Raw genomic sequence first — 12503 nt, 5'->3', positions numbered from 1 at the left:
CGCCTATCTGAAGGAAATCCGACAGACGATCAGGATTTCACAGAATCCTTTTCATTGTCCTTGCTCTCGGATGAAACCGAAGCAGAGGTCGTGTTTTCGATGGTCTTGGCCGAAGCGCCCGCATCTTCTTCTTTTTCGTTGATGCCCGCTTTGAAGCTCTTGATGCCTTTGCCCATGTCACCCATCACTTTCGGAAGCTTGCCTGCGCCGAAGATGATCAGGACAATCGCAAGAATCAGAACGATTTGCCAAACGCCAATACCCATAACTTAAATCTCCAAAGATCCATTCTGCCTGCCGGCGACTTGCCCGGATAATGGCAGAAAGCCCCCCACTGTGCAATGCGACGGTTGGTTAATAACCATGCAGTGCAAAATACCTGTTTAATGTGCGTCTTTCCGTCTGTCGAAACAGGCCAAAACCCGGTCCGCGACGACGCATCAGGTCATAGGAAACACGAAGGCCATGTCGGGATCAAGCGTAATAGCGACAGATGGCTGATTAATCGGTGAAAAGCGTCGCGGGACACGCGCGTGAATGTGGGCTCCGGCCTCAAGTGTCAGGTGAACCAGATTGACTTCACCAAGGACACGCACCGCATCGACATGCGCCAGAACGTCATGCCCGTTCAGCGCTTCGCCGATATGCAGGCCTTCTGGCCTGATCAGGACTTCCACTTCAGTGCCGTTTTCGATGCCTTGGCTATCGACATCACCAAACGGTGTTGCAACCTTGCCATCCACAACTGTTCCCGGAAAACGGTTTACCTCGCCAAAGAACGAAGCAACAAACCGATTTTCAGGCCGGAAATACAGTGTTTCCGGCGATCCGTCCTGCATGATCTGCCCTTCATTCATAATGATGATCCGGTCGGCCATATACATGGCTTCCTGCGGATCGTGGGTGACCATCACAGTGGCGATCCCGGCATCCTTAAGAACGTGCAAGGTGGTATCGCGCAAATCCGCACGTCGTGCGACATCAAGACCGGAAAACGGTTCATCAAGCAGCATAATTCGCGGCTTCGGCGCAAGCGCGCGCGCCAAGGCAATACGCTGCTGCTGACCACCAGAAAGCTCGTGCGGATAGGCATTAAGATATTCGGACATGCCGACCTGTTCGAGTGCTGCCTTGATTGCACTCATGCGATCGGTTTCGCTGAAATGACGCAGGCCAAAGCCGATATTCTTCGCCACATTCAAATGCGGGAACAGCGCATAGTCCTGAAAGACCATTCCGACACCGCGCTTTTCGGGCTCTACATAGCCACCCGGCTGGGCGACAATCTGATCATCGACGGAAATCGCGCCAACCTGAAGCTTTTCAAGGCCTGCCGCCAGGCGAAGTGCTGTGGTCTTGCCACACCCCGACGGGCCAAGCAGACACACCAACTCGCCGGGGGCAACATCAAAGCTGATATCGCGCAAAACGCGGTTCTCGCCGAAAAGGTGAGAAACATGCGACATCTTCAGGCCGTCGGTCATCGAAAACTCTTCTTACAACAGGGATCGGGCACCCGCAGGTGCAATTGATTTGCGAAATCTTTCGTGGAACTTAAGGTCAGCGCCCATGTGATGCAAGAAGATGGATCAATTGGTTTCGGGATCGTGATCGCTCACTGGGGCGTCTTCGTCGTCCTCGAAGTCCTCAGCGTCGCTTTCACGTGCCCTGCCCGGTACCTGTTCATCATCGTCATACAGGTTCGGATTGTCTGAATAGATGGTTTCATCCAGATCTTCGAGATTGCGGGTCGTCAGGGCCTCTTCGACGACAGAATCGGTGACCTCACCATCGTCGATCAGATCCGGCAAGGCTTCATCATCCGAACTCGCACCATAGCGGCCCATACCCGGTCGACTGTCAAGCAGCCCTGCTGCTTTCAGATCCGCCAGTCCCGGCAGATCATCACGGCTTTCAAGCCCAAAGTGATCAAGGAAGTTATCTGTTGTCGCCCAAAGAACCGGGCGGCCTGGCACCCGTTTGCGCCCGCGCGGACGGATCCATTTGGATTCAAGCAGGATATCAAGTGTCCCCTTGGACAGCGCCACGCCACGGATTTCCTCGATCTCCGATCTTGTGACCGGCTCGTGATAGGCAATGATGGCAAGGGTTTCCAATGTCGCACGCGTCAGCTTCTTGGCCTTTTCGACCTCGATATGAAGGTCCCCGGCCAGGTCCATCGCGGTACGAAATGCCCACTTATCGCCAATCTGTTTCAGGTTCACGCCACGCGGCTCATAGGTCTCGGCAAGCGCGTGCATGATGGCGGTGACATCAGTGCCCTCGGGCAAGCGTGCAGCAATCACCCGCTCACTGACCGGTTCGGCAGAGGCGAACAAAACGGCCTCAACAATGCGAATATGTTGAAAGTCAATTTCCGGACCGGATTCGACGCCTTCGATTTCAAGCTGCGTTTCTTCGCTCATTGAGTGCCCCTGCCCAACTTATTTCTTAAACGTGTCTGCGTCGTAGTCATAATTGCGCGGCAGATCCCCTTCCCGCACAGTCTGTGGTGATCGCAGCAGAATCGGCCCAAAGGTCTCTTCTTGTGAGATTTCCAGTTCGCCATCGCGGCACATTTCAAGACTGGCAACAAAATGCGCCGCCAATGCCGAGCGCGCCTTAAGCGGCGTTCCGAGTCCGCGCGGCATGAATTCAAGCAGCCTTGTCCATGTCGGCACCACACGACGACCAAACAAATCGCGCAACCGTTGGATGGCATCATCCATCGCGTATAGATCAAATGCCTCGATCTCAAGCGTTTTGCTTTCCGATGTCAGCATGATCCGCGCATAAGCCTTCAGCAGGTCATAAAGCGATGCATCATAGACAGACGCCGTTGTAACCCGGACTTCCTCAGGATCGCCGCGACCAAAGAAATCACGTCCCAAGTTGGGGCGTTCCAGAAGTTTCTCACCGGCCGCTTTCATCGCCTCAAGGCGCTTCAGCTGGAAGGCAAGAAGTTCTGCCATTTCCTCGGCACTGAGTTCTTCCTCGTCACTTTCCTGTTTTGGAAGCAGCAGGCGCGATTTCAGGTAGGCAAGCCAGGCGGCCATCACCAGATAATCAGCCGCCAGTTCAAGGCGCAAACCCTGTGCGGTATTGATGAATTCAAGATATTGTTCGGCAAGATCGAGAATGGAAATCTTGATGATATCGACCTTTTGGTCGCGTGCCAGTTCAAGCAACACATCAAGCGGCCCCTCGAACCCGTCCAGATCAAGAATCAGGCGTTCGGCAAGGCTCGGTTCGTCATCGACCGGTTTCTTGTCAAACACATCATCTGGAATTTCGAATTCGAACTGGTCTGCCATCTATCCCCGACTATCCCCCGCGTCTGTCGGCGTTCAGGCAAAGATATCTGCCAGAAGCCTGACCAGTGCATTGGCCGGTTCAAGTACCAACCACTGGAACACCGGCAGGTCTATACCAAGTTGCGTCGTGACATAGGGCAACAGAAAGACCAATCCGATCAATATGATCATGCCGGTTTTTTCCATACGCGCCAAGACCCGTGCAATCGGCATCGGTGAAATTGCGGTCAGAACCCGGCCACCGTCAAGTGGCGGGATCGGCAACATGTTAAACACCGCCAGAATGCAATTCAGCCAAAGTGACTGATTAAGCATGGTCGCAAGCCAGTCATTTACCGCTGGCGAGAAGCTTGGCAGCCACACCAGAAGCAGGATTGATACAATGGCAAGTGCCACGTTGGTCGCCGGACCTGCAATCGCAACGCCAATCACGCCCAAACGCTGCGGATGCAGGCGATGAAACGCCACCGGTACCGGCTTGGCATAGCCAAACAGGAACGGTGCGGCTGTTATCAAAAGCAAACCCGGGATCAGGATGGTGCCAACCGGATCAATATGGCGGATCGGGTTAAGGCTTAGCCGACCCATGCGTTGGGCCGTATCATCACCAAACAGCTTGGCGGCGAAACCGTGTGCTGCCTCGTGCAACGTAACGGCCAGCAAAACCGGAATGATCCAGGTTGTCGCCGAAACGATCAGGTCAATGGTGTCATTCACTTCTGATCATCTCCTGCGGACCACACCGGCGCCAGAAGATCGGCAAGTCGGGCCTGCCAATCGGTAATCTGGGTGCTGCTTGGCGCGTCGTGTTTGAACGTGGCAATTTGGTTGGTAAAGGTCTGTGCGCGCTGCAAGGACGTACCGGTCAAAAGCGGTGCCATTGACACCACTTCTTCCATCTCGGTGCGTTTGCCATTGCAATGAAGCGCAATATCACACCCGGCACGCAGACATTCATGCGTCCGACTGGCGATGGAGCCACCGAGCGCCTCCATGGACAGATCATCACTGATCAGCAGGTTGTCAAAGCCGATCTCGCCGCGAATGATGTCCTGAATAACAGTTGCGGAGACTGTGCCGGGGCGTTGATCATCAATGGCGGTAAACAGCAGGTGGGCCGACATCGCCGCCAGCACGTCCTTCATGTGCGCGAAGGGCGCAAAATCGAACTCGGACAGTGTCTCGTGCGATACGGTGACAATCGGCAGGTCCTTGTGACTGTCTACCGTCGCACGGCCATGCCCAGGGATATGTTTGATGATCGGCGCAATGCCACCATCCAGAAGGCCTGCCGCCACGGCACTGGCCAGCATCACGACCTTGCCGACCTCTGCGCCGTATGACCGGTCACCGATCACGTCACTCATACCCGGCAGACGAAGATCAAGAACAGGTGCGCAGGTTGTATTAAAACCGGCTTCGCGCAGTTCCATCGCCATCAGCCGCGCACTGGTATAGGCCGCCTCGCGAGCATCATCCGGATTGCGATCAAACAGATCACCAAACGCGCCGGCGGGTGCAATTCTGCGCCAATGTGGCGGTTTTAACCGCATGACGCGGCCGCCTTCCTGATCGACGAGAATCGGTACGTTGGTATTACCAACGGTTTCTCGCAGCGCGTTGGTCAGGGCACGGACCTGATTACGGTTTTCGATGTTGCGGGCAAACAGGATAAACCCGAACGGATCGGCCTCACGCAAGAAGCCCTTTTCCCAATTGCTAAGCTCCGTTCCCGAAACACCAAGAATGCAGGCACGTGGCTTTTTGACTTCAAGGCCGGACAATGAGGCACCCCACATTGCGTTCTTTCAAATCCGCACAAAGCTTTTCTGCAGCCCCGGTATCGCCAAGCGGGCCTGCCTGCAACCGATAGAAGACACCTTTGCCTTCGATCTCAATACGTTGCACAAACATCTCAAGATTACCAAGCAAGTCTTTGTTTTTCGAAGACAACCGTTTCCATTCAGCAGTCGCCCCGCTTTCTTCGCGGACCGAAGCCAGCTGGACACGGAATGCGCCCGACGCAGGAGCCGCGGCCGTTGTCTTCGGTGCTGGTGCCGGTTCTGTTGATGCTTGCTCCTTGGCCGGGGCTTCGGTCGTGCGGTTTTCAGCAGCGGCAACAGCCTTCTCGGCGTCAGTCAATTCAGGAGCTGCAATTTCCGGCGCTTTAACAGCAGGCTCAGCATTGCCGTCGGCTTCGGTCGCTTGCGGTGCATCCGCTGTTTCGGTTGCGCCCGCATCTGCCGGTGCCTCGTCCGTTGGATTTGGCTGGGCTGCCTTGGGCGTTGCCGAGACTTCCGGTGCGCGCGGCATATCGGGAAGTTCCTGCAACACGACATTTGCATCCGGATCAACGTCGCTTAGCTGGTCGTAGACTGTCGTTTCACGGTGGGGAACTTCCATTCCCCCCGGATCTTCCGGTCGAATTTTGATCGGTGATGGATCAGGAAGCAGGATCGGCAAATTGCCATCGTCCTGAATGGGTTGGCCCTGATTATAAAACCAGTAACCTGCCCCGCCCAGCGCGCCACCAACCACGACAACGCCAAGAAACACGGTAGCCAGCCCTTTGATCATGCTCTTGCTGGCGGGCTTTTCTGATCCGTAATGATCTGCGCGCTCTGCATGAAGGTCGGCACCGTGTTCTTCGCTCATCTCTTACATCTCCTCAACAGGCGTAACGCCCACAACCTCAAGACCGGAAGCAATGACCGTGGCAACGGCACGGATCATCGCAAGACGTGCCAGAGTCGCTGGCAAATCATCGGCAATGATGAAGCGCAGCGCGGTGTTGTCACGTCCCTTGTTCCACAATGCATGGAATTCTGCGGCAATTTCTGTCAGGAAAAAGGCAATGCGATGCGGTTCATGGGCAACGGCCGCCTGTTCGATAATCCGCGGCCATTCAGCCATGCGGCGCACCAGAAGCTTTTCATCTTCTGAACTCAGCAGTGACAGGTCCGCGGTCGCCAGCGTCTTCTCCGACAGGTCTTGTCCCGGGAAGGCTTCTGCCGCCTGACGGAAGACCGAATTCACACGTGCATGCGCATACTGAACATAGAAAACCGGGTTGTCCTTGGACTGTTCGGTCACCTTGGCAAAATCGAATTCAAGTGCGGCATCATTCTTGCGGGTCAGCATGATGAAACGCACGACATCCTTGCCAACGCGCTCAACCACGTCACGCAGGGTGACGAACGTTCCGGCACGTTTCGACATTTTGACCGGCTCGCCATTGTCAAACAGGCTGACAAGTTGGCAAAGCTTGACATCAAGGTCGCCCTCGCCGTGTGTGATCGCCTTGGTGGCCGCCTTCATCCGCTTGACATACCCGCCATGGTCGGCACCAAAGATGTCGATCATCAGGTTAAAGCCGCGCTCGTACTTATCAAAGTGATAGGCGATGTCGGACGCAAAATAGGTCCAACTGCCATCGGACTTTTTCAAAGGCCGATCGACATCATCGCCAAATTCTGTTGCACGGAACAAGGTTTGCGGGCGCGGTTCCCAGTCATCCGGCTTCTTGCCTTTTGGCGGTTCCAGAACACCGACATAGATGTCACCTTTTTTCTCAAGATGTTCAAAGGCCGACTGGACCTTGCCCGCCTTCACCAAGCCGTCTTCGGATGTGAAAACATCATGGGAAACACCAAGAAGACGAAGGTCTTCCTTGATCAGGGCCATCATCTCGACGATGGCGAAAGCACGAAACTCTTCAAGCCATTCATCTTCCGGGGCATTCTGCCACTTGTCACCATCGCGTTCCGCCAGCTTTTTGCCCGGCGCGACAAGATAATCCCCCGGATACAGGCCTTGCGGAATTTCACTGATCTCTTCGCCAAGGGCTTCGCGATAGCGTAAATGAAGCGACCGTGCGAGAACATCCACCTGCGCACCGGCATCATTGGTGTAATATTCCTTGGTAACGGCGTAGCCCGCCTTTGCAAGCAAGTTGGCAAGCACGTCACCAACAACCGCCCCACGGCAATGGCCGACATGCATCGGGCCGGTCGGGTTTGCCGAAACATATTCGACGTTGATCTTTTCGCCTTTGCCAAGGTCGCTATTGCCATAGGCAGTGCCGACTTCAAGAATCTGGCTGATCTGTGAAAGCCAGAACCGCTCGGCCATCCGCAAATTGATGAAACCCGGGCCAGCAATCTCGACTTCTTCGATGTGATCAAGGCCACGCAGTTTTTCAGCCAGCTTTTCCGCCAGATCACGCGGCTTCATGCCAGCAGCCTTTGAAAGCAACATCGCCGCATTTGTTGCGGCATCCCCATGAGACGCATCGCGCGGCGGCTCCACCGTGACACGTGAAGTGTCGGTTCCCGCAGGGAGAACACCGTCTTTTTCAAGGGCGAGAATCTGATTCTCGATGTCGCTTTTCAACAGGCTGAAAACATTCATGACTTGGAACTTTGTAATTTCTGGTTCTGACCGGACCGGCCAATTGACTGGCGCCTGTTTTGAGCCATTTCACCTCAAAACGCAAGTCACCCTTGTTTGGAGTGATTACAGGTTTTGACATTTCAGCCATGCGCGCTAAATACTGACTCAAATACTGCGTTCGGATCATGCTATGATGTGATCAAGGATCGCAAACACACCTGCCCCGGCAGGACAAGACCAAGGAGTGTTGAATGACCGATTCTTCTCGGCAAGTTCAAATGACTGAAAGTGCTGCAAAACGCATTCAGGAACTGATTGCCAGCGAAGGTGCTGCGAACACCATGCTGCGTTTGCAGGTGTCTGGCGGCGGTTGCAGTGGGTTCCAGTATGAGTTCTCGCTCGATTCAGACACCACTGACGAAGATCGTATCTTCGAAAACCACGGAGCGAAAATGGTGATCGACGAAGTATCGCTGGATCTTCTCGGCGGTGCAGAGATTGATTTCGTGCGTGAGCTGGTTGGCTCTGCTTTTCGTGTGAACAATCCGAATGCCACCTCTTCATGCGGCTGCGGATCAAGTTTCTCGATTTGATCCGGATCGACAAACCGATTTATAAAACGGGGTTCGTTATTGGCGAACCCCGTTTTGTTTGACCAAACACCCAAAAAGCCGAGGCCCGAATGAAAATCGCCACCTGGAATGTCAACTCGATCAAGGCACGCCTGCCAAACATTCTTGACTGGCTGCAGGACGGGAAACCCGATGTGGTCCTGTTACAGGAAACCAAGACGGTTGATGACGCGTTTCCCGCGATGGAGATCGAGGACCTTGGTTACAACATCGCCATTCACGGTCAAAAGACCTATAACGGCGTTGCGATCCTTTCCAAATTCCCGATCGAAGATGTCGAACGCGGCCTGCCCGGCAACGATGATGACGAACAGGCCCGCTATATCGAGGCAACCATCGGATCCAATCGGCCGGTCCGGGTTGCGTCGATCTATGTTCCAATGGGAACGGCCGTTGGCGACGAAAAGTTTGATTACAAACTGAACTTCCTAGATCGCCTGATCACCCGGTTTGAGAAAATTCGTGCCAGTGGTGACGCCGCTGTCATGGGCGGCGATTACAACATCGCGCCCGATGACATGGACGTCTATGACCCGGTGAAACTGCGCGAAAGGGTGCTGTGCACAACGGTTGAACGCAAACGCCTGCGCACCATGATGAATATGGGCTTTACCGACGCGTTCCGGACCTTCAACCCGAAAGGTCATCAATATAGCTGGTGGGACTATCGCGCCGGTGCCTGGAACAAGGATAACGGTCTTCGTATTGACCACCTCCTTCTGACCCCGGCGGCGGCAGACCGTCTGAGCGCATCGGACATCGACCGGGAGCCACGCGGCAAGGAAAAGGCATCTGATCACACACCGGTCTGGTGCATGATTGACGACTGATCACGTTCGATCACCAAAACAGCAAAAGGGCCGCACCTATCAGGATGCGGCCCTTTTCTTTTATCAATGGCAACAGATTGGCTTTATTCAGCCGCCTGCTTCATCGCCATGCGATACGCGACGATATCCTCGATGCTGATCACGACCATATCGTGGGTCTTGGCATATTCGATCAGTTCCGGCAGCCGCGCCATGGTGCCATCCGGATTGGTGACTTCACACAGCACGCCAGCCGGCTTGAACCCTGCCAGACGCATCAGATCAACCGTACCCTCGGTATGGCCGCGACGTTCAAGAACACCGCCCGGGCGCGCACGCAGCGGAAAGACATGGCCCGGACGCGCCAGATCACTCGGTTTTGCATCATCAGCGATGGCCGTTTTTACCGTGGTGACACGATCAGCGGCCGATACACCGGTTGTGACACCAACCTTGGCTTCAATGGTGACGGTGAAACCGGTCCCCATGCTGGATGTGTTGTCAGCAACCATGGGCGGCAGTTCAAGTTCTGTGGCCTTCTCGTCGGTCAGGCACAGGCAGACGATACCGCTACAATCGCGGATGAGCATCGCCATTTGTTCATTGGTCAGATTTTCTGCTGAAAAGATCAGATCGCCTTCATTTTCGCGATCTTCATCGTCAACAACCAGAACACCTTTTCCCTGGCGCAGATCATCAAGCGCACGTTCCATGCGCGCATGCGGATCGCCAAAGATCGACAGATCGGATTGTTTTTTAATACTCTGATTCATAACCGTCCTCTACGGATGGGGCTTACGAACCAGGGCAACAAAGAAAGGCCCGCTTTGCGACAAATGTCACAATGCGGTCGCAGGCAGACGGCATACCAGTCACGCCAAAGCGTTCCTGTCACGACCGTCACGCTTTATCCTCTCCCATCCGGACTGTTACCGTCGGCTCCGGAATCTCACCGGATCTGCTGACCCCAAAAATCTTGCGACCTGTGGGCGCTCGCGGGCTTACCAAAACTGGTTTACCGCCGGTCGGGATTTTCACCCTGCCCTGAGAATAAGCGCCGTGTTTCAACGACAAACGTTAACCACAATTGATCAACACGCGCACTTTATGAAAGCGCGCCAGTGTTGTCAAACGCCATAAAACCCTTAAAACCTTGTGGTTTAAATGTCTGAAAGCAATTTGCCTGCACGGAAATGGAAATCGCATCCGTTATTCCGGGCTTCGCGCGGCGCCCATTGGCAAACGGCGCATTTTTTGTCCGATGATCTGCTTTTGGATTTGCATTCCCGATGAAGATAGCTGCCAAGCATCGCGTCAATATAGCTGCCTTCAAAGACATCCACCCCCAGACTGCGGCCCATGCGAAGCGCCGTTCGGCTGTCGCACCGTGTAAGGATCAGGCTGCGGTCGGCAAACAAAACAGCAAACTCTCGCAGTCTTTCGGCGACTTCTGCGCGACGCGATCCGACAATGTTCTGATCCCATATGACCTTGATGAAATCGACATTCATCTTGCGCGGCGACAGAAATTCGAGTGCGGGCAACGTGATACGGTCAAGACCAACCTGTATTCCCAAGGAATGAAGGAGCTCGCACGCGTCTTCAAATTCCCACCAGTTTGCGATCGCGTTCTCCATGGAAAATTCGATGGCCATGTTTTCGATCAGTTTACCGTCATGTTCGGCGATGAAATCGGTAAACTTGTCGCTGTGAACGGTCTGGATTTGCATGTTCAAATGCAGTCGGTCTGGCAAAATGGACGGTGCCAGTGCTGCCGTCACATCCATGACTTTTTCATCCAAAACACGCGACAGGATTTCAATCTCTCCCGGCCCTTCCAACAGGAAACTGGCAAGATGGTTTTGGCGCAGGTAATCAAGCGAACAATAGATCTCGTGGCCTAACACCTCGCGTCGGGTGTCATCAAAACAGACGATGGCTTGGCGTCGGCAAGAGTCAAATACAGCCTCTGTCGTGATCGCGCCACGCAGCATATCAGCCATATCAAAGCGCACGGAAACGTCACTGCTTGGTCTTTCTGCAAGTGTGATGCCGAGTAAATCTGCCAACTTCTCCTGATCTTTGGGCCATTCAAAGCGGTTCCAGAGATTGGAAGGAATATGGCCAAGACCCTGACGGTCCAGCACGTCGGTCAAAATTTCCCGGATATGCTCGACAAAGGTGTTGTCGTCGTTGGTCCACGATCCTGCATGCACAAAAGCCACCATGGCGTTTTCCAGGCGATGGACCTTGGTGTTCTCGGGGAGATTGTGGAAAGCATCCCGGGTAATGGCCTGATAGTCATCAGTACCAAGACGCAAGTCGGCCGGAATATTCAGGATTCCAAACGAAATCGCTTTGCCTTTGGCCGCGTTTTTACGCAGGCTTTCGACAAAGCGATTGATTGTGACAGGTGGTTTGGTGGTGTGCGCGTTCATATGCATTCCAGTTTGAATTGCAGCTGAACATACGTCACTAAAGTGGTGAACTCAACCTAAATTACTATACCATCGCATAGCTCCGCTTCCACCCTTAGTGCAAGGTCGGTAAAGAAGGTTTTCGCCGGTACACCGACAACATAGCCATCAACTCGGTCAACAACGCGCAGCCCCTGCAGTGCATTGGCGGTAAACACGGCATCGAACTCTTTGAGCTCTTCTGGTGCCTTCGGTTCGAAAGTCACTTCAATCTCGGATTCTTCGGCAACTTGCAGCACGTAATCGCGGGCAAGTCCACAAAGGATCCCGGTATCCTCATCCGGCGTCCAAAGGGCTTCGCCGATAATCCCGAACAGATTGGCGACCGTCGTTTCTGCCACATGGCCATCAGCCGACAGAATAAGCGCGTCTTGTGCACCGTATCTCTGTACTTCCTGTTTGGCCGCGATGTTATCCATATAGTTGGTGCTTTTGATGCTGCCCGCGACCGAATGCGGGTTTCGGCGCACCTTCTGTGACGTCGCCAGGGTCAGCCCGATATTCGGGTCAAGCGGATCAAAGGGCTCGGCGGTAATCAGGATGGTCGGGTCCGGCGACCCCGGTGGCAGCAATCCACGTTCGCCCGGGCCGCGTGACACTGTCATACGAACAACCGCATCCTTGCGGTGAATTTGCTCAAACAGCTTGGCAACGATTTCTGCGACTTCTTCTGTCTCGGGCAACAGGTCAAGGGGGAACTCAATCAGCTCGGCATGATGGTCAAGCCGTCCCATATGGGCTTCTAGCCAGGCAATTTTCCCTTCGTGCGCACGCATGGTTTCAAAGAAACCATCACCCAGCAGGAAGCCACGATCCGTTACCGGAATGGACGCTTCATCAAGATCACGAAAACTGCCATTCATCCAAACCTGCATAGCC

General features: G+C 54.3%; 13 protein-coding genes and 1 riboswitch. Of the genes, 2 read left to right on the top strand and 11 right to left on the bottom strand.

Annotation, left to right across the window (positions count from 1 at the left end; genetic code table 11):
* Positions 1-29: 29 nt before the first annotated feature.
* The 8 genes from tatA to argS all read right to left on the bottom strand — a co-directional run bounded on the left by tatA (position 30) and on the right by argS (position 7724).
* The gene (gene tatA, locus FHI25_RS10710; RefSeq protein WP_044829067.1) at positions 30-266 is read right to left on the bottom strand and encodes a twin-arginine translocase TatA/TatE family subunit; all 237 of its coding nucleotides are present in this window, start codon (positions 264-266) and stop codon (positions 30-32) included.
* A 174-nt stretch (positions 267-440) separates the two neighbouring features.
* Positions 441-1484 carry an ABC transporter ATP-binding protein gene (locus tag FHI25_RS10705; protein WP_210517682.1) on the bottom strand — a complete coding sequence of 348 codons (1044 nt, stop codon included), beginning with the start codon at positions 1482-1484 and terminating at the stop codon, positions 441-443.
* A 105-nt stretch (positions 1485-1589) separates the two neighbouring features.
* Positions 1590-2426, bottom strand: a complete 837-nt coding sequence (scpB, locus tag FHI25_RS10700) for an SMC-Scp complex subunit ScpB (protein WP_210517679.1) — start codon at positions 2424-2426, stop codon at positions 1590-1592.
* Between the two features lie 18 nt (positions 2427-2444).
* On the bottom strand, positions 2445-3314 hold the full coding sequence (locus FHI25_RS10695; RefSeq protein WP_120224757.1) for a ScpA family protein: 870 nt from the start codon (positions 3312-3314) through the stop codon (positions 2445-2447).
* 33 nt (positions 3315-3347) lie between these two features.
* The gene (locus FHI25_RS10690; RefSeq protein WP_008890984.1) at positions 3348-4031 is read right to left on the bottom strand and encodes a site-2 protease family protein; all 684 of its coding nucleotides are present in this window, start codon (positions 4029-4031) and stop codon (positions 3348-3350) included.
* Positions 4028-5098, bottom strand: a complete 1071-nt coding sequence (gene nagZ / locus FHI25_RS10685; RefSeq protein WP_246879036.1) for a beta-N-acetylhexosaminidase — start codon at positions 5096-5098, stop codon at positions 4028-4030. Before nagZ ends, FHI25_RS10690 begins: the two co-directional genes overlap by 4 nt.
* Positions 5085-5969, bottom strand: coding sequence for an SPOR domain-containing protein (locus FHI25_RS10680; protein WP_210517674.1), 885 nt, complete (start codon positions 5967-5969; stop codon positions 5085-5087). Before FHI25_RS10680 ends, nagZ begins: the two co-directional genes overlap by 14 nt.
* 3 nt (positions 5970-5972) lie before the next feature.
* On the bottom strand, positions 5973-7724 hold the full coding sequence (gene argS / locus FHI25_RS10675) for an arginine--tRNA ligase (protein ID WP_210517671.1): 1752 nt from the start codon (positions 7722-7724) through the stop codon (positions 5973-5975).
* A gap of 233 nt (positions 7725-7957) precedes the next feature.
* Between argS and erpA the strand changes: the two genes are divergently transcribed.
* Together erpA and xth are read left to right on the top strand one after the other, a co-directional pair.
* Positions 7958-8299, top strand: coding sequence for an iron-sulfur cluster insertion protein ErpA (gene erpA / locus FHI25_RS10670; protein WP_008890980.1), 342 nt, complete (start codon positions 7958-7960; stop codon positions 8297-8299).
* Positions 8300-8388: 89 nt separating this feature from the next.
* Positions 8389-9168: an exodeoxyribonuclease III gene (xth, locus tag FHI25_RS10665; RefSeq protein WP_210517668.1), complete on the top strand. Its 780-nt coding sequence runs from the start codon at positions 8389-8391 to the stop codon at positions 9166-9168.
* An 83-nt stretch (positions 9169-9251) separates the two neighbouring features.
* On the opposite strand, the gene ribB is transcribed toward xth, so the two are convergent.
* The 3 genes from ribB to FHI25_RS10650 form a co-directional block, all read right to left on the bottom strand.
* Complete coding sequence (gene ribB / locus FHI25_RS10660; RefSeq protein WP_210517666.1) at positions 9252-9920, bottom strand: 3,4-dihydroxy-2-butanone-4-phosphate synthase; 669 nt, start codon at positions 9918-9920, stop codon at positions 9252-9254.
* A 132-nt stretch (positions 9921-10052) separates the two neighbouring features.
* A riboswitch (FMN riboswitch) is annotated at positions 10053-10203 on the bottom strand.
* A 104-nt stretch (positions 10204-10307) separates the two neighbouring features.
* Positions 10308-11585, bottom strand: a complete 1278-nt coding sequence (locus FHI25_RS10655) for an EAL domain-containing protein (RefSeq protein WP_210517662.1) — start codon at positions 11583-11585, stop codon at positions 10308-10310.
* Between the two features lie 56 nt (positions 11586-11641).
* A complete protein-coding gene (locus FHI25_RS10650) occupies positions 11642-12499 on the bottom strand; it encodes an aminotransferase class IV (RefSeq protein WP_210517659.1) in 858 nt (285 codons plus the stop codon).
* Between the last annotated feature and the right edge of the window lie 4 nt (positions 12500-12503).

The organism is Thalassospira sp. ER-Se-21-Dark (genome assembly GCF_017922435.1).
Taxonomy (GTDB): domain Bacteria; phylum Pseudomonadota; class Alphaproteobacteria; order Rhodospirillales; family Thalassospiraceae; genus Thalassospira.
This window is presented reverse-complemented; position numbering and strand designations above follow the sequence as displayed.